17 protein-coding genes and 3 pseudogenes are annotated in these 19,716 nt (G+C 60.3%); 2 read left to right on the top strand and 18 right to left on the bottom strand.

Features of this window, described 5'->3' with window-relative positions:
- The first annotated feature begins 163 nt into the window (after nt 1-163).
- Nucleotides 164-730, top strand: a complete 567-nt coding sequence (locus tag K7H91_RS18920) for a GNAT family N-acetyltransferase (protein WP_230721788.1) — start codon at nt 164-166, stop codon at nt 728-730.
- Between the two features lie 68 nt (nt 731-798).
- On the opposite strand, the pseudogene K7H91_RS18915 reads toward K7H91_RS18920, so the two are convergent.
- From K7H91_RS18915 to K7H91_RS18875, 8 genes and pseudogenes are all read right to left on the bottom strand, one after another.
- Nucleotides 799-930, bottom strand: a pseudogene (locus tag K7H91_RS18915) (Tn3 family transposase); the annotation flags it as partial.
- Between the two features lie 161 nt (nt 931-1,091).
- A pseudogene (locus tag K7H91_RS25885) lies at nt 1,092-1,511 on the bottom strand (homocysteine S-methyltransferase family protein); the annotation flags it as partial.
- A 636-nt stretch (nt 1,512-2,147) separates the two neighbouring features.
- The gene (locus K7H91_RS18900) at nt 2,148-3,821 is read right to left on the bottom strand and encodes a GMC oxidoreductase (protein ID WP_230721784.1); all 1,674 of its coding nucleotides are present in this window, start codon (nt 3,819-3,821) and stop codon (nt 2,148-2,150) included.
- A gap of 126 nt (nt 3,822-3,947) precedes the next feature.
- Entirely contained in the window at nt 3,948-5,033 is a 1,086-nt protein-coding gene (locus tag K7H91_RS18895; protein ID WP_026173809.1) for an ABC transporter ATP-binding protein, read from the bottom strand.
- A 9-nt stretch (nt 5,034-5,042) separates the two neighbouring features.
- Nucleotides 5,043-5,921, bottom strand: coding sequence for a carbohydrate ABC transporter permease (locus K7H91_RS18890; protein WP_026173808.1), 879 nt, complete (start codon nt 5,919-5,921; stop codon nt 5,043-5,045).
- Nucleotides 5,918-6,802, bottom strand: coding sequence for a carbohydrate ABC transporter permease (locus K7H91_RS18885; RefSeq protein WP_230721783.1), 885 nt, complete (start codon nt 6,800-6,802; stop codon nt 5,918-5,920). Before K7H91_RS18885 ends, K7H91_RS18890 begins: the two co-directional genes overlap by 4 nt.
- Before the next feature lie 131 nt (nt 6,803-6,933).
- Nucleotides 6,934-8,166, bottom strand: a complete 1,233-nt coding sequence (locus K7H91_RS18880) for an ABC transporter substrate-binding protein (protein WP_230721782.1) — start codon at nt 8,164-8,166, stop codon at nt 6,934-6,936.
- A 62-nt stretch (nt 8,167-8,228) separates the two neighbouring features.
- Nucleotides 8,229-9,182, bottom strand: coding sequence for a sugar phosphate isomerase/epimerase family protein (locus tag K7H91_RS18875; protein ID WP_230721781.1), 954 nt, complete (start codon nt 9,180-9,182; stop codon nt 8,229-8,231).
- A 264-nt stretch (nt 9,183-9,446) separates the two neighbouring features.
- Between K7H91_RS18875 and K7H91_RS18870 the strand changes: the two genes are divergently transcribed.
- Nucleotides 9,447-10,475: a LacI family DNA-binding transcriptional regulator gene (locus K7H91_RS18870; RefSeq protein WP_419197498.1), complete on the top strand. Its 1,029-nt coding sequence runs from the start codon at nt 9,447-9,449 to the stop codon at nt 10,473-10,475.
- 56 nt (nt 10,476-10,531) lie between these two features.
- Here the strand turns inward: K7H91_RS18870 and K7H91_RS18865 are convergent, their stop codons facing one another.
- The 10 genes and pseudogenes from K7H91_RS18865 to K7H91_RS18820 form a co-directional block, all read right to left on the bottom strand.
- Complete coding sequence (locus K7H91_RS18865) at nt 10,532-11,176, bottom strand: nucleoside/nucleotide kinase family protein (protein WP_230721779.1); 645 nt, start codon at nt 11,174-11,176, stop codon at nt 10,532-10,534.
- On the bottom strand, nt 11,167-11,925 hold the full coding sequence (locus K7H91_RS18860; protein WP_230721778.1) for an SDR family NAD(P)-dependent oxidoreductase: 759 nt from the start codon (nt 11,923-11,925) through the stop codon (nt 11,167-11,169). The genes K7H91_RS18865 and K7H91_RS18860 overlap by 10 nt, the downstream gene beginning before the upstream one ends.
- 30 nt (nt 11,926-11,955) lie before the next feature.
- Nucleotides 11,956-13,047, bottom strand: a complete 1,092-nt coding sequence (locus K7H91_RS18855; RefSeq protein WP_230721777.1) for an ABC transporter ATP-binding protein — start codon at nt 13,045-13,047, stop codon at nt 11,956-11,958.
- A gap of 1 nt (nt 13,048) precedes the next feature.
- Complete coding sequence (locus K7H91_RS18850) at nt 13,049-13,948, bottom strand: sugar phosphate isomerase/epimerase family protein (RefSeq protein WP_230721776.1); 900 nt, start codon at nt 13,946-13,948, stop codon at nt 13,049-13,051.
- Between the two features lie 23 nt (nt 13,949-13,971).
- On the bottom strand, nt 13,972-14,736 hold the full coding sequence (locus K7H91_RS18845) for an SDR family NAD(P)-dependent oxidoreductase (RefSeq protein WP_230721775.1): 765 nt from the start codon (nt 14,734-14,736) through the stop codon (nt 13,972-13,974).
- 5 nt (nt 14,737-14,741) lie between these two features.
- On the bottom strand, nt 14,742-15,527 hold the full coding sequence (locus tag K7H91_RS18840; RefSeq protein WP_230721774.1) for a carbohydrate ABC transporter permease: 786 nt from the start codon (nt 15,525-15,527) through the stop codon (nt 14,742-14,744).
- Nucleotides 15,528-15,559: 32 nt separating this feature from the next.
- Entirely contained in the window at nt 15,560-16,531 is a 972-nt protein-coding gene (locus K7H91_RS18835) for a carbohydrate ABC transporter permease (protein ID WP_230721773.1), read from the bottom strand.
- 79 nt (nt 16,532-16,610) lie between these two features.
- A complete protein-coding gene (locus K7H91_RS18830) occupies nt 16,611-17,945 on the bottom strand; it encodes an ABC transporter substrate-binding protein (protein ID WP_230721772.1) in 1,335 nt (444 codons plus the stop codon).
- Nucleotides 17,946-17,995: 50 nt separating this feature from the next.
- Nucleotides 17,996-18,982 carry a LacI family DNA-binding transcriptional regulator gene (locus tag K7H91_RS18825; RefSeq protein ID WP_230721771.1) on the bottom strand — a complete coding sequence of 329 codons (987 nt, stop codon included), beginning with the start codon at nt 18,980-18,982 and terminating at the stop codon, nt 17,996-17,998.
- Between the two features lie 294 nt (nt 18,983-19,276).
- A pseudogene (locus K7H91_RS18820) lies at nt 19,277-19,639 on the bottom strand (DDE-type integrase/transposase/recombinase); the annotation flags it as partial.
- Nucleotides 19,640-19,716: the final 77 nt, after the last annotated feature.

Raw genomic sequence — 19,716 nt, 5'->3', positions numbered from 1 at the left:
CCCACGGGTTGCTTCCTTCCTGACTTTCGTACGCTTGATGGCACCCGAAACACTTCACGCAAGCAGAGCGTCCGGGCCTGAATACCGGGGAAGAATAGCGATCAAAGAAAAACGCGATGGCGTCGTTGGTTTTCTATAAGCCTGGAGCGAAGGAATTGAGCCGTTGAAAACAATCCAAACTGACCGTCTGGTCATCAGAAATTTCCGTGTGGGTGATGCGGAGGCCTTGTTCGCATATATGCGCGAGCCTGTTGCGAGTTGCTTTTTCTCGCTAAAACTCGCCGATCTAGCGGCAGCCGAAAGGGAGGTTCTGAAACGCGCTGGCGACGACGAGTATGTCGCCGTTTGCCTGAAGGAATCAGGTCATCTCATTGGCGACCTGTTCATCCATCCGGATCCTACTTGGCCTGACGATCCAGAGAAACCACAACAATCTGACACGGTTTCCGTGGGCTGGAATTTCAATCCACTGTTCAGTGGCAAGGGCTATGCGTTCGAAACGGCAAAGGCCTTGTTTACCGAATTATTCATTCATCAAAGCACAAGGCGCATCTACGCGTATGTTGAGGATCACAACGCCTCGTCGCGGCGGCTCTGCGAAAAGCTTGGCATGCGAGTGGAAGGCCTATTCCTGGAATATGTGACGTTCCAAAACGACAGCGCCGGAAATCCAATCTACGAAAACACCATGCAGTACGCCATTTTGCGGCATGAATGGAATCAACGTTAAAACTCCCGCGATGACGGCTTCAGCGTGATCGCAGGGCCAGAACAAGATTTGCTTCTGCAGACACGCTAAATTCGGCCGATCTCGCGGAGCGCCTTCGCCAGATCGTTGGCTTTCGATGAGGTGGCGAACATTTTGAGGATGGTCGAAGGTGCGACGGCGCGTATCGTGACCGAAGCGCCAAGACGCAGCAGGTCGTCCCAGCGCGTAGTCGCGTCCGAGTTCGGCATGGCTCAGTTGCGAGGCATTTGCCCAAACGCCCTGGACGCGGCGAAGCCACTTGGCGTCGGACTCCAGCGCCGTCCGGCAAGTGATCTGGATGCGCGCAGTTGACCATGAGATAAGTCGCGGCGCTGCCGGTGAGCATTTCCGTCTGCTCGAAGGCTTCGCCGAGGGGTGTGCCGTCCGGAAGTCGGCCATCCGTCTCCGTCGTGTGGGACAGGGCGACCGGCATTCCGGCTTCGGCAGCTGCGCGTACGATTCCCACGCCCTCGTTCACGGTCGAAATCGTAAAGGCGCTGACCATGTCCGCCTCGATACCGACGAACCAGCCGATCTGCTCGGCATGGAACGCCTGCGCCTCGTCGGCGGTCATTGCGGTGTCGGGTTGATAACCATCACCACGCGGGCCGATATTGCCCGAGATCACGATGGGCGAAACCGATGCCGCCTCGCGCCGCACTTCTGCCAGAAGCTCGATCGCGCGCTTGTTGAGCCGGGCGAGATCGGCTGGCGCGTGCCCAAGCTGTGCACCCCAGTCCCGGCTGGCGCGCCAGGTAGGCACCTCCAAGAGAAATCCGTATCCCTATGCGCGCTCGATCATCGTGTCGAATACGCTGAACCTGCCCGCCGACGCAGAAGTTGAAATCCGGCGAACGATTGACGGTGATTGGCTCGACGCACTTCGCAGGAGCGCCGAAAACCCCATCTATCTCTGCGGCGGCGGCCTGCTGGCATCGGCGATTGCCAATATTGGCGAAATCCAGGTCCTGAGGCTCAAGCGGACCCCATCATCCTTGGAGATGGGACACCATTGTTCGCAGCTCTGAGACGAAGACTTGCGCTGAGGTCGATTACGGGGACGGCCTGATCCTTCAGGAGTTTCGAACAGGGGACTGACAGGGTTGCAGCCCCGTATGTGAGGCAGCTGCTTTTACAGCCACTCGATACCAATGCCCGCTGTCAGCAAATCTCAAGTGTGTGTCGAGCGGCCGCGATGAGGGCGCGGAGCCGCCTTGCGAACATTCATGATTCTTGGAGTGATGCAGCCGTTCTGATGCCCAATATCAAGGTCTTGATGGGAATCGGACCGGCGGCCCCGTCGTTTAACGGCTGTAGCGGCACCAATTTTCTCATTTCTATGGAGGTATAGTGGCTTTATCGGGCGGCTTGCCAGGTCGCCCGGTGGTATGGGCTTCCGTTACTGGTTCTTGGCATGGGCCGCAGAACTGACCGAACCGGAGGCACCGCCCAGGTTGCGGCAGGCCCGGATCGTCAATGCCATGACCGTGAGCGTGGTCCCGACAACGCCGCTGCCGGGAAAGGCGCTCGCGTCCGTGACCAGAACGTTCGGCGCGTCCCAGAGCCGGTTGAACGGGTCGAGCACGGATGTTTCGGGGGTTTCGCCCATGCGCGCGCCGCCGGTTTCGTGGATGGCCGCTCCCATGCGCATCGTCTTGCCGAACCAGAGACGAAACATCATGCGGCTGAAGGGATCGGCTTGCGGAAACGCGCACTTTCCGAATTCCTTCAGACCCGAGGGCGAGCCGATGAATTCCAGTTCGCCGCCGACGCCGCGGATCATGTCGACCATGGTCTCCTCCTGCTGCTTGAGAAGCGCCTTTTCCGCCTCGTGCATGACGCAGCGGATATGCGGCGCGGGAATGCCCCAGGCGTCCTTGCGCCGCGGATCCAGCGTGATCCGATTATCCGCGTATGGCAGCATTCGGCCGAAGCCGAAGAAGGAGAGCTGCGCGTCTTCATCCGCGCCGACCGGGCTTCGTCCAACGCTGCCCTGATAGTCGAAATCGCCGCGCGCCGGCTCGCTTTCATCGAACCGGGGTATGAATATTCCGCCGGAAGCATTGTAGAACGGATCCTCAGGAGCCGATCCGTCCCGCGCCCAGCCCTTGGCGCCCGGAAACGAGCCGAACGCCAGGCATGGAAGCTGGTCCATGAAATAGCGGCCGAGCAGGCCGGAGCCGTTGCCCAGGCCGTCGGGATGCCGGGAAGAGGCGGAATTCAGCAGCAGCCTGACGCTTTCTACCGGCGAGGCGCAGACGACGACCCTGGCCCCATGGGCGATTTCCGGCTTTCCCGTGACCCGGTCGATAAAGTCCACGCCCGTCGCCAGTCCGGTCGCGTCATCCGTGATTATGCGGCGGACGACGGCATTGTAGCGGATGCTCAGCCGGCCGCTCGCCTTCGCTTCTCGCAGGGGGCGGGGCACCCGTTCCGGATCGGGGGCGATATAGCGCCACGAAACCACGTGACGGCCCGGCCACCGGCTCTCGACCGCGGATTTGAAGGCCTGTTCGCCGGGCGTCAGCATGGCGGGCCGGCAATAGATGCCGTCGGGCAGCGTCTCGACATCGTCCCGGTTGCCGAAAAGCCCGAGGCAGCGCTCGACCTCGTCGTAGAAAGGGGCCAGTTCGCTGTAGGAAACCGGCCAGTCCGCCCCCTTGCCCGTGCGCGATCTGATCTTGAAATCCGCATCGGTCCAGCGCAGCAGCACGCGACCGAAACTGTGAAGGCGACCGCCGCCCTGCCGTCCGCGAATCCAGAGAAAGGGTTCGCCCTTCGGCGTGGTGTAGGGATTTTTCACGTCGTTGACGAAGAAATGGCTCAGACGCTCGGTGAAGAACGCGGCCCGGGCCTGAATCGGCTGGCCCTTCAGCGTCGCGCGCATGCGCTCCCAGATATTGATGGCGCCTGCCGGCGGCTTCTTCCGGTCCGGATCGAAATCCGCCGGCCCGACTTCGCGGCCGGCCTCCAGAAGAAGGACGGAAAGCCCCTGCTCCGTCAGTTCCTTTGCCGCGAAAGACCCGGCAGCGCCGGAACCGATCACAAGTGCATCATATATCTTGGTGGACATGTATTTCCGATCGTATTTGCGTATTGGAGCGCCGGGCGAAAAAGTGGTCACCGGTTTTTCGATAACCCGACGCGGCAAAGGTAAGAAACGAGATCATCGGGCGCTTCATACCAAGCGCCCGATGATCTAAAGACGGCGTCCGGCTTCGTCGAAGAGCGACGCCCTGGCGATATCGATCCCGGGCGCGATTTCGTCACCGGGCCGCAGGGTCACCTCATCCATGGTTCTGAACGAAAGGCTGTTCTCGCCCCGGTCGAACCAAACGATCGCATCGGCGCCCATCGGTTCGACGACAGCGACGCGGCCGGCAATGACCGGAAGACCCGCCGCCGCGCCATCGATCACGAGATGCTCCGGGCGGAAGCCGAGCGTTGCCGGGCCGGCGCGCGCGCCCTCCCGGAAGGCATAGCCCGAAAGGTCGAGCGAAAGATCGGGACTGTTGAAAACCGGCCCGCCGTCCGCAAGCTCGATGCTGCCGGAGATGAAATTCATCGCCGGAGCGCCGATGAAGCCGGCAACGAACAGATTGACGGGACGATGATAGATTTCCGATGGCGCGGCCACCTGCTGGATAACGCCGTCGCGCATGATCGCGATGCGATCGGCCAGCGTCAGCGCCTCCACCTGGTCGTGGGTAACGTAGATCATCGTGTTGCCGAGCTGCTGATGCAGCTTCTTGATCTCCACACGCAGCTCATTGCGCAGCTTGGCGTCGAGGTTCGACAACGGCTCGTCGAACAGAAAGACGTCGACTTCGCGCACAAGCGCCCGGCCGATGGCAACGCGCTGGCGCTGTCCGCCGGAAAGCTCCGACGGCTTTCGGTCCAGCAGGTTTTCGAGATGGAGCAATCGCGCGGCGCGGTCCACGCGGGCCTCGACCTCCGCCTTGGGCAGGCGACCCGCGACGCGCAGGCCGAAGGACAGGTTCTTGCGCACGGTCATCTGCGGATAAAGCGCATAGGACTGGAAAACCATGCCTATGCCGCGATCCTTGGGTTCCTCCCAGGTGACATTGTTGCCATGGATCCAGATCTCGCCGTCGGTGATATCCTGCAACCCGGCAATCGAATTCAGGAGCGTTGACTTGCCGCAACCGGAAGGGCCGAGCAGAACGAGAAACTCGCGGCGGGCGATATCGATCGACAATTCCTCGATGACCGTATGGTCGCCATAGGCGATCTTCAAATCCCTGACTGAAACAGCGGTTTCCATGATTGAGCCTTATCCTTTGACGGCGCCGGCGGCGATGCCGCGCACGAACCAGCGGCCGGAGAGAAAATAAATCGCCAGCGGCACGAGCGCGGTGAGCATGGTGGCCGCCATGTTGACGTTGTAGAGGCGTTCGCCGGTGGTGGTGTTGACGATGTTGTTGAGCTCAATCGTCATCGGAAGATTGTCCCGGCCGGCAAAGACCAGGCCGAGCAGGAAATCGTTCCAGATGCCGGTGAACTGAAACATCGATGCAACGACGATCATCGGAACGGCCATCGGCAGCATGATCTCGAGCAGGATGCGCCAGAAACCGGCGCCATCGACGCGCGCGGCCTTGAACAGCTCTTCGGGGATCGTCACGAAATAGTTGCGGAACAGAAGCGTGACCAGCGGCAGGCCGAAAAGCACATGCACCAGTATGATGCCGCCGAGGGAGTTGTAGAGGCCGAGCGTGGCCATTGCGCGCACCAACGGATAAAGGAAAACCTGATAGGGTATCAGGGCGCCGGCCATCAGCAGCGTAAACAGAAGCTTCGAGCCCCGCACCCGCCAGAACGACAGGGCATAGCCGTTGACGGCGCCGACAAAAACCGAAATGGCGACCGCGGGGATGGTGATCCTGACGGAGTTCCAGAAGCCGACGCGGATGCCTTCACATTCCGTTCCGGTGCAGGCCGCCGTCCAGGCCGTGATCCAGGCGGACAGATCGAAGTGACGCGGCAGGGCGAAGATCTGGCCGAGACGGATTTCGTCCATAGTTTTCAGGGATGTGACGATCATGACGTAAAGCGGCACGGCGAAAAACAGCACGGCGCTCAGCAGGAACAGGTAGAGGCCGATGCGGCCTGCCGTCATGTGACCTGGCCTTGGCCCGCGGGGGTGGGTCATAGCGTACCTGCCTTGCGTCGGGCACTGATTGTCTGGGCATAGCGAAAGGGTGCGACGATGATGACAACCATCAGAAGAAGCGACGTGGCGGCAGCCGTGGCAAGCCCCAGATTCTGCCGCTGAAACAGATTGTCCATGATGAACTTGGCGGGCACCTCGGTGGCCGATCCCGGCCCGCCATTGGTGAGCGCGACCACGAGGTCATAGGTCTTGATCACCCCCATCGTCAGGAGCGTGCCGGCAGCCGCGAGCACCGGACCAAGCTGCGGCAGGATGATCGACACATAGACCCGCCAGACGGGAATGCCGTCAATCCTCGCCGCCCGCCACTGCTCTCCGTCGACGCCGCGCATGCCGGCCAGCGCCAGCACCATGACCAGCCCCGCCCCCTGCCAGACGCCGGCGACGACAACCGCGTAGATCGCCATCTCGCGCGAGGTCAGCCAGTCGAACCGGAAGCTCTCCCAGCCAAGCGCGTTGACGCTGGCCTGCAGGCCGAACATCGGGTTTGCCAGCCATTGCCAGACAAGACCGGTCACGATGAAGGACATGGCGTAGGGGTAAAGGAAAATGGTTCGAAAGGCGTTTTCGAAACGGACCTTGCGGTCGAGCGCGGCGGCCAGCAGAAACCCCAGGACCAGGCAGCCAACGACGTAGAGCACGCCGAAAATCACCAGATTCTGCAACGCCGTCAGCCATTTGCTGGATGAAAACAGCTTTTCGTATTGCGCGAAGCCGACATAGTTCGATGACGGAAACAGCCGGGAATCCGTGAACGAAAGGCGCACGGACCAGGCCATCGTGCCGATATAGACCAGGATCACGGCCAGCCATGTCGGCGACAGCGCAACATAGGCGGCGAAGGGGTGTTTGCGTTTCATCGGTTGTTCTCTGTCGATGCGGTTGTCGTCCGCCATGCCGAGGGCGACGGATCGCCGCCCGGCCGATCAGAAAGCGACCGTCCGGGAGCGGCGAGGCCTTTGGCGCGAGGTCAGACATTCATGTCCGGACGCTACTCGAAGACCGCCGAGAACTGCGCGACCGCATCATCGATATCGGGCGACGGATCGCTCCAGAACTCGCCGACGAAATCCGTCAGCATGCCCACCGCTTCCGGCGTGAGCGTGATCGCATGCTCAGGCACGATCTTGCCCTCGGCCATCATCGCCATGCCCTTCTGGGTGCACATGTCGAACAGCGACGCATCGAGATCGGTCCGCGCCGGAATGGAGCCCTTGTTGAGGCTGAACTCCACCTGCACGGAAGGGTCCATCACCACTTCCGCGATCAGTTTCTGGGCCGCCTCGCCGTTCGGGTCGGAAACCTTGGGGAAGCCGAAGGCGTCGCCGATGTAGATCATGCCCGGCGTTGCCGGCGAAAAGGCGCAGCCGAAATCTTCGCCCGGCACCTGTCCGGCCGTCGTGAACTCGCCCTTGGCCCAGTCGCCCATGAACTGGACGCCGGCCTTGCCGGTAATCACCATGGCAGTGGCATCGTTCCAGTTGCGCCCCGGCGAACCTTCATCGACATAATCGCGCATTCTGCCGAAGATCTCGAGCGTGTTTCGAACGCCGTCCGAAGCCAGCACTTCCTGATCGCCATCGGCGTAAATCCTGAGGAAACCGTCAAGACCGACCTGAGACAGCAGGACCATGTTGAAAACCTTGGTTTCCTGCCAAGCCTGGCCGCCCCACGCGATCGGCACGAGGCCGGCCGCCGCGAGCTTGTCCATATCGGCAAAGAACGCGTCCCAGGTCGTTGGCTCTTCGGTGATGCCGGCCGCATCAAAGGCGGCCTTGGAGTAGAACATCCAGCTCTCGCCGTGAATGCCGGTCGGCGCAAGGTAGGTCTTGCCGTCATAGGTGATGTAGTCCGACAGCGCCTTCGGCAGCACGGCATCCCAGTTTCCGGCGGTCGCGACGTCGTCGATCGGGGTCATCAGCCCAAGCGCGATGAACTCCGCGGGATCCTTTCCGACGATAAGCTGTTTGACGGTCGGCGGGTCGCCGGCCACCAGTCGGTTCTGGAACGCGGCATTGGCATTTTCAAATCCGGCGATCGAGGAATTTTCCCACGTGCCGCCGCGTTTTTCGAATTCGCTCTTGATCGCTTGCAGCGCGCGTCCCTCGCCACCCGACGTCCACGAGCTGAAAACCTCCGCCTTTGGCGCTTCCTGCGCCTGGGCTGCGGCGAATGTCGCGGCTAGCGCCACGCTTGCGAGTAATAGTCTGGTTGTGTCGATCATTGTTCCACCTCTTCTGTTTTGGTTCGGGGCCGTTTGTCGCGGCTTCTCCGGTCGTTTTGATGTCAGCGATAGATTGGCAGGAGCGCCTGCCGGACGAGCGTCAGCCCGCCGGCGATGTCGCGCACGGGATCCGGCGCGGCATCGAGTTCGAGGATTGCCCATCCTTCGAAATTGCGATCGCGGAGAAGGCGGATCCAGGCGGGCCAGTCGACCCGGCCCAGGCCGAAACCGCAAAAATAGGGGCGATGGCGATCGTGGATATGCTCGTCAATCGGCGTGTCGGAGGGCATCGGCCCGATCGCATCCTTCCAGTGCGCGATGATCATGCGCTCATGATGACGATCGACGAGCTGGATCGGATCGGAACCGGCGAGGATGATGTGGGCGGTGTCCGGGCACATGTGCACATAGGCCGGATCGGTCAGCAGCAGCATCAGGTCGACATCGCGCGCGGCGGCGAAAATGGAATGCGCCTCGGTGTGAAGCGCAAGACGCACGCCGCGGGCAAGAAGGGTCGCGCCAAGCCGGTTCAGGAAATCGGCGATCGCCTTCGCGCGGTCAAGGTCGTGAAACATGGCCGGCTGTGCGCCCGGCGTCTGCCGCAAGGGCGCGCCGATGACCATGATGTCGCTGCCGCAGGCCTTCAGGAAGTCGGCATAGCGCTCGGCCTTGTCGATGATCGCTTCCTGCGCCTCCGGACGGGTGAAATCCCCGGCCGCCTCGAGCTCGGCGAAAAACCCGCTGCAAAGCGTCAACCCGCGTCCGGAAAGAGCCTCCGCGAAACCCTCGACCGAGCCGTAGGTCTTGATCGCGTCCTGCCAGTTGAAAGGCGAGAAGGTAAGCTCGACGCCTGTCACGCCGGAGGACTGAACGCTGTCGAGTATCCGGTCCCAGAAGGCGCGCGGCGCCTCGCGGGCATAGCTGATGACAGCCTCGTGATCGGGGACGTTCCAAAAGCCAGGATGGAAGAAGGTCACCAGGTCGACGCCAAAGCGGAGTCCGTCGCGGCAAGTCATGGCTGCTCCAGTTTCTAGGCATGCTGCATGGTTTGCGGAAAATGCATCCCGCATAATAAAATACAGCAATTTCAAAATGTTGCGAAATGGCAAACGATTGCCATGGCTAGATAATAATCAAGCCTATATTTATTGCAAGTGCTTTTTGGCAAACGTTTGCTATAAGCTTCCGGGCGGATTGGGTACCATGACGCGAATGTCTGGGAGGCAACAGAATTGAACAGAAAAGACAATGTGACGCAGGACGAGCCGTCAGGTCCGCTGATGGCGGATGTCGCCCGACTTGCGGGCGTGGCAATTTCGACGGTCAGCCGCGCGCTTGCCAATCCCGGGCGCGTCAACGAAAAGACGCGCGCGAAGATCGATGCCGCGGCCAAGCAACTGGGCTACACGCCGAACGCCATGGCGCGATCTCTCAGGGTCGGCAAGCCCAATACCATCATGATTATCCTTCCCGGATCGCTCTACTACGGCGCGTCGCAGATCATTCCGCAGGTCCTGCAGAGCATCAACAAGTCGCTGATCAAGGCCGGCTACAACCTGATGATCGCCAACCTCGATCGCGACGAGACCTCGGAACGCTACATTCTCGACCTCGCCTTCGGCGGCACGGCGCGCGGCGTCATCATCCTGTCCTCGAAATTGCCGGAAGTCGACGGCCGCTCGCTTGCGCAGGCGGGACTGCCGGTCGTCTCGATGCTTCTGGACATGAGCGACGCCGGCACGCCGAGCGTCGTCACCAATGATCGCGCGGCCGTTCGCGCGGTGTCCCGCGATCTGATCGGACTGGGTCACAGGCGGTTCTTCTATCTGGCCGGGCCCGAGGGCAATTATCACGACGTGGAGCGCTATGCCGGCGTTGTCGAGGCATTGGCCGAGGCGGGCCTTGGCGAGGATGCGGTGGTGCGCTCGGGAGGCAGCCTCGACTATCAGCAAGGCTTCAGAATCGGCCTTGAGGGCGTCGCCGATTTCGAAGCGCTCGAAAACCGGCCAACCGCGGTGATCGCGACCAGCGACGACATGGCGATTTCCTTCATGAGCGGCATCCGCAAGCTCGGCTTGCGCATTCCGGAGGACGTCTCGGTCGTTTCCTTCGACGGCTCCCCTGTCTGCGCCTTCTGCACGCCGCCGCTTTCGACGATTGAGCAGCCGGTGGACGAGATGGGCCAAGCGGCCGCAGCCTTGCTGCTTGAGGCTATCGAAAACGGCCCACCGACTCCAGCGAGCTGCACTGTTGTTCCAAGCCGGCTGATCACACGCGAGAGTATGGCACCGCCTGCCCTATCGCGCTGAACGACCGCGCCGCGTCGGGCCATGCGGTCGTTGGAAGGATCTTGCAGAGCCCTGCGTCACGTCTTCAGGACGAGGTCAGCCGCGATACTGTGTTCAATGACCATTTTGGCGTTGGGGAGATCGTTTTCCTCGATCTTGGCGCGCGCTTCCTCCGGCTGCAGAGAACGCCATCTTTCGAGCAGGCGCTGGCGCAGCAACGCCAAAGGCACATCCAGATACAGGCTCAAGTCGAAGCGTTCATGCAGAGTCTTCCATCCCGGTTCATCCAGCAACAGATAATTGCCTTCAACAAGGATCAAGCGCGCAGATGGCGCGATCACCGAGGCGCCCGCACGGGAGATCTCCAGCGCGCGGTCGAAGACTGGAACCGCAACCGGGCGATCCCCCCGAGCAAGCCGGTCGAGCACACATGCCAACCCGTCCAGGTCGAAGGTGTGGGGAGCGCCCTTGCGCGCCAGCCAGCCATGCGACTGCAGGACGGCATTATCGTAATGAAACCCATCCATGGGCAGAACCGCCACCCGTCCAGGCGCTTCCGCTTCAACCGCCTTGAACAGGCGCTCGGCAAGCGTGCTCTTGCCGGAAGCTGGCGCTCCGGCGATAGCGACAAACCTGCGGACATCGCCTTGCGCGAAGGATATCAACCGGTTCCGAAGGTCGGTTTCGTCGGTCGGAAGAGATTTTTGCGCGCTCACCAGCATGTGAGCCCGCCATCGACCACCAAAACGGCACCCGTTATCAGACTGGCGGCATCACTCGCCAGAAAATGCACGGCGGATGCGACTTCATACACCTGTCCGAAACGCCCCATTGGCGTGTCACGCATCCAGATGGCGGCCATGCCGTTCTCATGGGCAACGGCCGTCAGCGGCGTTTCGATATAAGTCGGCGCCACCGCGTTCACCCGCAGACCGCGATCAGCCCATTCTGCGGCCAACGACTTCGTCAGGTGATGGACGGCGGCCTTGGAACTGTTGTAATGCGCTTGCCCCTGTGGACGATTGACGATGATGCCGGACATCGAGCCAATGTTGACGATGCTGCCGCGCTTGCGATCCAGCATCTTCCGGCCAAACGCACGGTTGCAGTAGAAGACCCCGTCGAGATTGACTCGATGCACTTCGAGCCAATCCTCGTTGGCAATGTCTTCGGCTGGCGTGGGCAAGCGTCCGATACCGGCATTGGCAACCAGAATATCCAGATCCCCGACAGTGGCGGCGGCATCATCGACGGCAGCACTGTCCTTGACATCGAGGCTCATGGCCTCGGTGCTGCGTCCGTTTTCAGCCAGCCTCGCAGCCGCAGCCGCGGCAGCCGCGCCATCGAGATCGGCCAGGACCACATGGGCTCCGGCCTCGCTCAGCGCATCGGCACAGCCATAGCCAATGCCGCGGGCGGCCCCCGTGACGAGCGCGCGGCGCCCGCGTAGAGACAATTTTTCCATATACATCTTCGAACCCTCGCGAATCCGGCGCGCCGGTCAGGCGGCGCCGGCCAGTTGAACGTTTCGGATCGTGGCGCCCTCGGCATCAAAAAGATGACAATTCCCGGTTTGCGGCGTCAGGGAAATCACACTACCTCTGCCGAAGGCGCGTTCGCCGACGCCGCGCACAACCAGTTGTTGGCCGAGGCCGGCTACCGCGACATGGAGATAGGCGTCGCTGCCGAGTTGCTCCGTCACCGTGACCTTGCCATCCCATAGTCCTCCCGAGCCCTGATGCAGGAAATGCTCTGGCCGGATGCCCAGTATTCTCGTCCGGGCACACTCGGCAGGACTGCGGTCAGGAAGCGTGATCTGGAGCCCTCCTTCAAGGTGAAGCCGGTTTTCCTCAGCATGCGTGACCTCGAGGAAATTCATCTTCGGGCTGCCGATAAAGCCAGCAACGAAAAGATTGGCCGGATGATCATAAAGTTCGACCGGCGTATCGAATTGCTCCACTCTTCCGCCATTCAGCACGACGATGCGATCAGCCATGGTCATCGCTTCAACCTGATCATGGGTTACATAGATCATCGTTCGCTTCAGGTCGGCGTGCAGATTGATGATCTCCATGCGCATTTGCACGCGCAGCGCCGCGTCGAGGTTCGACAGCGGCTCGTCGAAAAGAAAGGCCGATGGCGAGCGCACGATCGCCCGCCCGATCGCCACGCGCTGTCGTTGACCACCGGACAGGTCGCGCGGACGGCGCTCGAGCAGCGGCGTCAGCTCAAGAAGGCGTGCGGCCTCCTCGATCTTGGCGTTGATCTCAGCCTTCGGGAAGCCGGAAATCCTGAGGCCAAAACCAATATTTTTGCGAACGCTCATATGCGGATAGAGCGCATAGCTCTGGAACACCATGGCGATGTGACGGTCAGCGGGCTCCTTCATGTCGACCCGCTCTCCGTCGATGCTGATTTTACCCTCGTCGATCTCCTCAAGGCCTGCGATCAGGCGCAGCAGCGTGGACTTGCCGCACCCTGAAGGACCAACGAAAACCACGAACTCGCCATCTGCAATCTTGAGATCTATGCCCTCGATGACGGTGACGATACCGAAACTCTTACGCACATTATCGAGGTGTATGGCACCCATTTCAGGCCTCCATTTCGTTGAACCCGGATGCCCTCAGCACCGTTTCGCGCGCGGCTTTTAATTGGGCATGGGTAAATGTGTAGGCGTGGCGCGCCAGATCCTCGCCATCCGTCCAGGTGTTGCGCCAGATGCCGAGAATGCCGGTGAGCGGCTGCCCCACGACCTCCGATGAAAAGGACTCGTAGGTGATCGGACCGTCATAGCCTGAAGCGACCAGCGCCCGGAACAGGCGTGGGTGGTCGATGGAGCCGGAGCCGATATAGCCCCGATGCGATTCTCCGGTATGGAAATAGCCCAGACGCTTGCCGGTCGCCATAATGGCGTCTGAAGGGTTCTGTTCTTCGATGTGCATGTGATAGGCGTCGAGATGCACTTTCACATTGGGGGCATCGACCATCTCGCAATAGGCGAGAGCCTGGGCGGCCGTGTTCAGCACATTGCTCTCGTAGCGGTTCACAACCTCCATCCCCAGCGTGATGTCGTTTTCCGCCGCATAGTCAGCCACCCGCCGCATGACCTCGGCGGAGGCCTCGATGCCCCTCCGGGTCGGCGGTTCGAAATATTTCTGAAATGCGCTGTAGAGAATGCCGCAGACGTGGGTTGCACCCAGGTCCCGGGCGACGGACAGTGCGGTGCGCAGCATTTCCTCGCCGGCCTTCATCATCTCAGGGTCGCCCGAGGAAATATCGCTCCTCTCATTCAAGCCGAACGACATCGTACAGCCAATACCGGCTGCATCAAGCCGCCTGCGCGTCTCGTCCGGCCGCAGGCTCGATGGGTCCATTGCAGGGATTTCAACGAGGTCGAAGCCTGTCGCAGCGGTCTTTTCGATAGCCATTGCCGCCTCGTTTTCGCTCCAGCCGGCGACCCAGACATTTGCGTGCAAACCAAGTTTGTTCATAAGGTTTCGGTCTCCGTGAGAACTCAGTGAAAAATGATGCCACCGCAGACGTTGATCGCCTGGCCGGTGATGAAGGCCGCATCGTCGGAAGCGAGGAAGGCAACCGGTCCGGACACGTCCTCGGGGTAGCCAAGCCGTTTCAGCGCGGTCTTGGAATGAACAGCCGCCAGCGCCTCTGGCGTGCGATAATTGTTGCGGCCCATGTCGGTATCGATAATGCCCGGGCAGATCGCATTGACGTTGATACCGTCCTGAGCCACTTCCTCGGCGAGGATCTGCGTGAAACTGATGACTGCCGCCTTCGAGGAACAATAGTGGATCTGGCCCGGCGCACCACGTTTGCCACCGATGGAAGCGATATTGATGATGCGTGCACGGTCTTGCTTGCGAAGGTGCGGCAACATCGCCTGCGTGACGAGGAAAGTGCCGCGCGTATTGATCTGATACATCCGATCCCATTCCTCGGGCGACAGGTCATCGACGGACGACACCGAAAGCACCCCGGCGTTGTTGATCAGCACCCGGATACCGCCCGAAAGCGCGAGGGCATCGTCAGACAGCGTCTCGATGGATTTTGGATCGCCGACGTCGCAGGGCAGAAAATCCGCCCTACCCCCGGCGTTGCGGATGGTTTCAACCACGGTTTCAGCCTCACCACGCTGGCGCTCAAGATCGCTGAGGAGAACGTGGTAGCGGTCAGCGCCGAACCGCTCGGCGATGGCGCGACCGATGCCGCGCGATGCACCGGTGATCAGCGCCGCGCCGGGATTTTCAAGGGTCAGGGTCATGGGTATCAATCCTTTATGGCGCCCATCGTCATGCCGGACACGATGTGTCGCTGCATGGCGAAAGCGAAGACGATGGGGGGAACGCACTGCACGACCGTAGCGGCAGCGATGTATTCCCAATAAATCCGACCCGTCCCGATGAAGGACGAGATGGTAACCGGGAAGGTTCGGGACGAGCCGCCGCTGAGGAACAGCGCCAGGAGGAACTCATTCCAGGCAAAAATGAAGACGAACGTGGCGACCACGGCGATGCCGGAGAGACTGAGCGGTATGGCGATCAGCATCAGTATCTGGAACCAGGAGCAGCCTTCCAGGCGAGCAGCTTCAATCAGCTCTTTCGGAACCTGCTTCAGGAAGGACATCGATACCCAGATGGCAAAGGGCATGTTGAAGCCCGCATAGGCTATGATCAGCGCCGGGATGCTGTCGAGAATGCCGAGACCGTTGAATATGATGAACAGCGGAACGGCGGCAGCTATGGGCGGCATCATGCGGGTCGACAGAATCCAGTCGGCAAGAAAGTTGCGGCGCTTCAGCCTGAAATTCACCAGTGCGAATGCCACCGGAAGCGCAAGAACCAGCGCAAGGATCGTGGTTCCCACGGTTACGACCAGCGAGTTGCGCATGTTTGGCCAGTAAGTAGCAAACAGGTCGATGAAGTTCTTGAAGTAGGTAAAATCAACCGCCCAGACCGGGGGAACGGCAATCATCTGTGCAGTCGTCTTGAAGGCGCCGAGGAACATCCAGAGCAGCGGAGCGAGGGAAAATAACGTCACGCCGAGTGCGACCATGACGAGGATCGCGTCTTTCCAGACGGCACGTCTCATTGCTCGATCCTCCGCAGAAGCGCCACGGCGAATGTTGTGATGACGATCGACATGGCAAGGATGATGACGGCGGACGCAGAGCCAAGCCCGACCTGGAAGTACTGAAATTCCTGCTGGTACGTGAACAGTGTCATCACCATCGTCGCATCGCTCGGACCGCCGCGGGTGGTGATGTAGACGATATCGAAAAAGCGCAGGATCTCGATCAACCGCAAGATGACGGCTAGGAGGGCAATCGCCAGGATCGAGGGAATCTCGATGAACGCTGTTATATGATACCAGCGGGCCCCGTCGACGCGGGCGGCCTCAAGCACATCGTGGCGCACGGACATCAGGCCGGCGAGAAGCAGCACCGCCACGAAGGGCGTCCATTGCCAGACATTGATCAGCAGGATTGAAAGCTTTGCCATCATCGGATCGCCGAACCAGCTGACAGGATCGATCCCGAGGCTTGCAAGCAACTGATTGATGATGCCCAGTTGCGGGTTCATGACATAATTGGCAATGACGCCGATGGTGATCGGGGTGACCATCATAGGCACGAGATACGCGGATCGCAGCGAATTCACCCAGGGCCGATGCGCCAGTTCGTAGAACACTTTGGCAATGGCAAAACCGAGGATCAACTCGATGGTCAGGGTGGCACCGGCAAGCAACAGGGTGTTGCGAATGGCGCTGATAAAAATCTCGTCCTGGAACAGGTCGATATAGTTCTGAAGCCCTGCGAACACCTTGTTGTCGAGCCGCGTGAGACGCACATAATGAAGACTGAGCCACACCGAGTAGACGAATGGAAACAGCGTCAGAAGCAGCAGGAACAACAGCGGCGGCCACAGAAATGCCGGTTGCTGGACGTCATCGCGCGACCACCAGCGCTTGCGGCCGTGGCGCATCGTGGCAGAGCCCTCCCCTCTAGACAGAACGGAGGAACGGCTATCCAGCGAAGGGTTGGCGGTTCCGCGAGACATGCGGATCTCCTTGGCAGGTCAGGCATGAGAGGGGAACAGAGGGCGCACCAGGCGCCGCTCTGTCTGGTTTTGGTGAAGCCTAGAGCAGACCAGCGCGCTGCAGCATCTTTTCCGCCTGCGCATTGGCATCGTCCATCGCCTGCTGCGGGGTCTTTTCGCCGATGATGGCGCGGTTGACCTCGACGCCGGTCTCATCGATGAGCTGGAAGGTCAGCGGGTGACGCGGCCGACCTTCGGCCCATGCGGTCTGGCGTGCCTCATTGAGCTGAACGGTCCACGGCCATTTCGCCTGAATGTCGGCGTCTTCCATGGCAGACACGCGGCTCGGCGGTCCGCCGGCCAGAACGAATTCCTTGTGAACCTCCGGGCTCGAGAACCAGCGGATCAGGTCCCAGGCGGCGTCTTTCTGCTCGCTATGGGCATTCATGCACATGACCCAACCGCCGACTGGCGATATCGTCTTCTCGCCTTCGGCGTGCGGCATCAACGCGGCGGCGAATTTGCCGGAAATCTGACTGGTTGCCGGATCTTCGGCGATCTGCGCGCGAACCGACCAGTCGTTGATCATCGCCAGCGAGCCATTGGCAAAGCCTGTCGCGCGCTCGTCCCATGCGTAGCTCTCAACGCCGGGGGGACCATAAGCCGTCATGTCCTTGAAGAACTGTACAAGCTCGACAGAGCGCTCTCCGTTCATGGTCGGCGTCAGATCGGCATAGGGATTTTCCGCGCCAACCGTGTTGGATTTCCATGGCGACACGCCGGCGGAGAAAGCCCATTCAAAGTATTGCTGCCCAGCTGCAGCGCCGCGCTGATTGTTCATCGCATAGCCATAAACGCCGGGAAAGTCAGGATTGTCGGTAAAGAAGGCAGCAGCTTCCTTCAACTCGTCAAAGGTCTCCGGCACCTCAAGCCCTGCCGCTTCGAAGAGATCGGTCCGGTAGAACATGAGACCATAGTAAATGCCGATCGGCGCGCAGTATCGCGTGCCGTTCCAACTGGCCTGCGTCGCGCCATCGGCAACGAAGTCATCCCAGGCGAAACGATCTTCGTCCGCTGCGATGCGATCGTCGAGGGGCTCAAGGCATCCGGCTTCAACGAATTCACCCATCCAGATGCCGTCGATCACCAATACGTCGGTGCTACCGTCGTTTTGCGAGCATCCCAGAAGCTGACGGTCGTGAAGCGCATCGTAGCCAAAGCCGTCGATCGTCACCTCGGCGCCGGTCAGGGCCGTGAACTCGGGCATCGTCTCTTCCATCGAGTCGATGAACGGGTCGGTAATGGTCGAGATCACCAGACTGGTTCCATCGAGATTGCCCAACTCGGACGACCAATCGATATCCTGTGCGTGCAGCGCCTGCGCGGAAAACACCGTCAGCGCTGTTAAGACAGCCTTTTGCGTAAATCGTTTCATATTTTCCTCCCAAAAGTTCGAGGGATGCCCCTCGTCGGTTATGCCCGGTCTCAGCGCGAGGCCGGTGCGGTAGATTCTCTGATAATGAGTTCGGGCCGATGCATGGTGTGGGTATTCAGGTTCTCTCCGCCCTTTATCCGCATGCGCAGGCTATCCCAGGCGAACTGAGCCATCTCCCGGACCGGCTGCCGGATGGCCGTAATTGACGGACCGGCCACTGCCATCCAGTCGTAGTCGTCAAAGCCGACCAGCGAGACATCATCCGGCACCCTGCGCCCGAGATGGCGCAGTGCGGCCAGCGCCATCAGCGTGGCGGAATTGGTGAAGGCCACGACAGCCGTACAATCATCCATCCAGCGGGCAGCCACCTCGTCTACACTTAGTCTGCTGTCCGCGTGACCGATCTGGATCTGTACGGCCGGCTGCCCCAGCTCATCGGTCATCGCAGCAAGACGCTCCTTGACGTTGTCCACCGTGAATGAAGGCGCCACCACGGCTATACGGGAATGTCCAAGTTTCATCAGATGCTTAGCGGCCATTCTCCCAGCAAGCCGGTTGTCAATTTCAACGAAATCCGCGTTTTGTCCGTCAATACACCGGTCTGCAAGAACGAGTGGAACATTGGCTGTCGTTATCAGATCCTGGCTGCGAAAATTTCTACTACAAGGAATGGCGAACAGACCGGCGGGACGCCAAGTCAGCAACGATCGGACCCGCGCTATCTCCGTCGCTTCATCATCATTGGAAGAGGCGACGATCAGGTCATAGCCATCGCGGCCGCAATGGCGCTCGATTGCGGCAAGCATCGCTGAAAAAAACGGATTCTGGATGTTGGGCACGATTGCGCCGATCACGTTTGACTTTCCTGAACGCAACAGCGACGCTGCCGGGTTCGCGCGATAGTTCAGCGCCTTCACGGCGGCAACCACCTTGCGACGCGATTCCTCACGCACAGGCTTAGATTCGCTGAGCACATTGGAAACCGTTGCCGCAGATACACCGGCATATTCGGCGACCTGCTTGATCGTTACCGACACGCATTCCTCCCAAATAACGTGAATCGTTTTATGTATATCGTTTTACGAAAGACGTGATCCAGAGTCAAGCGTTCTCGAGACTATAACGTGCTCCAAAACTCTCGCGCGTCGCCAAACGGAAGCTCTTCTCTGTCTAACGAACAGGCGCCTGCAAATGCGGCGCGACTTCCTCGGCGACGGCCTCACTCTTCGGATCCGGCGCGGATGCCGTGAGCACCGGGCTATTGCCGAGCGAAACGATTGGCATCGTAAAGTTAAAAGACCCCGGTCAAAAGCCTCGCCCACCGCTCTCGCTTATGCTGCCTGCAGGCGTGCGATCTCATTCCACATAAGCATGGCTGCGGTTCTCAGTTCGCGGTGATGATCGGAGGGAATATTGTGGCGTGGAATGTGAAAGAGATTTGCGACGGGGTCATGAATTGAAACGAGCAGTTGGAGATGTCGGGCTGACTTGAAACCCTTCATGATCCGTTCTCGCCGTCGTGTCGGCTGATGGGAATTCTCCGCCCGGTTGTTCAGGCCTTTGTGCGAGCGATGCTCGACGCCAGGCATGATATCGCGCTTTGCCGCGCCATAGGATCGCAACTTGTCGGTGATCATGACGCGGGGTGAATGCCCCTGTCCTTTCATAAGCTTTCGCATAAGGCGTTTGGCAGCCATCGGTCATTTTCAATAACCGTTGGTATAAATAGGAGCCCATCCGTCTTCGTAGTCCCGACGAAAAATAAACCCTT

Source organism: Martelella mediterranea (genome assembly GCF_021021415.1).
In the GTDB taxonomy this organism is placed as follows: domain Bacteria; phylum Pseudomonadota; class Alphaproteobacteria; order Rhizobiales; family Rhizobiaceae; genus Martelella; species Martelella mediterranea_C.
The sequence above is the reverse complement of the archived record's forward strand: the minus strand, read 5'-3'. Positions and strand labels throughout refer to the sequence as shown.

What these genes read in the sequence shown, in the direction of transcription:
- K7H91_RS18900 (WP_230721784.1), bottom strand. Translation starts at nt 3,821, where the DNA reads ATGTCCACCAAGATATATGATGCACTTGTGATCGGTTCCGGCGCTGCC.
- K7H91_RS18895 (WP_026173809.1), bottom strand. Translation starts at nt 5,033, where the DNA reads ATGGAAACCGCTGTTTCAGTCAGGGATTTGAAGATCGCCTATGGCGAC.
- K7H91_RS18890 (WP_026173808.1), bottom strand. Translation starts at nt 5,921, where the DNA reads ATGACCCACCCCCGCGGGCCAAGGCCAGGTCACATGACGGCAGGCCGC.
- K7H91_RS18885 (WP_230721783.1), bottom strand. Translation starts at nt 6,802, where the DNA reads ATGAAACGCAAACACCCCTTCGCCGCCTATGTTGCGCTGTCGCCGACA.
- K7H91_RS18880 (WP_230721782.1), bottom strand. Translation starts at nt 8,166, where the DNA reads ATGATCGACACAACCAGACTATTACTCGCAAGCGTGGCGCTAGCCGCG.
- K7H91_RS18875 (WP_230721781.1), bottom strand. Translation starts at nt 9,182, where the DNA reads ATGACTTGCCGCGACGGACTCCGCTTTGGCGTCGACCTGGTGACCTTC.
- K7H91_RS18870 (WP_419197498.1), top strand. Translation starts at nt 9,447, where the DNA reads ATGGCGGATGTCGCCCGACTTGCGGGCGTGGCAATTTCGACGGTCAGC.
- K7H91_RS18865 (WP_230721779.1), bottom strand. Translation starts at nt 11,176, where the DNA reads ATGCTGGTGAGCGCGCAAAAATCTCTTCCGACCGACGAAACCGACCTT.
- K7H91_RS18860 (WP_230721778.1), bottom strand. Translation starts at nt 11,925, where the DNA reads ATGTATATGGAAAAATTGTCTCTACGCGGGCGCCGCGCGCTCGTCACG.
- K7H91_RS18855 (WP_230721777.1), bottom strand. Translation starts at nt 13,047, where the DNA reads ATGGGTGCCATACACCTCGATAATGTGCGTAAGAGTTTCGGTATCGTC.
- K7H91_RS18850 (WP_230721776.1), bottom strand. Translation starts at nt 13,948, where the DNA reads ATGAACAAACTTGGTTTGCACGCAAATGTCTGGGTCGCCGGCTGGAGC.
- K7H91_RS18845 (WP_230721775.1), bottom strand. Translation starts at nt 14,736, where the DNA reads ATGACCCTGACCCTTGAAAATCCCGGCGCGGCGCTGATCACCGGTGCA.
- K7H91_RS18840 (WP_230721774.1), bottom strand. Translation starts at nt 15,527, where the DNA reads ATGGTCGCACTCGGCGTGACGTTATTTTCCCTCGCTCCGCTGCTCTGG.
- K7H91_RS18835 (WP_230721773.1), bottom strand. Translation starts at nt 16,531, where the DNA reads ATGTCTCGCGGAACCGCCAACCCTTCGCTGGATAGCCGTTCCTCCGTT.
- K7H91_RS18830 (WP_230721772.1), bottom strand. Translation starts at nt 17,945, where the DNA reads ATGAAACGATTTACGCAAAAGGCTGTCTTAACAGCGCTGACGGTGTTT.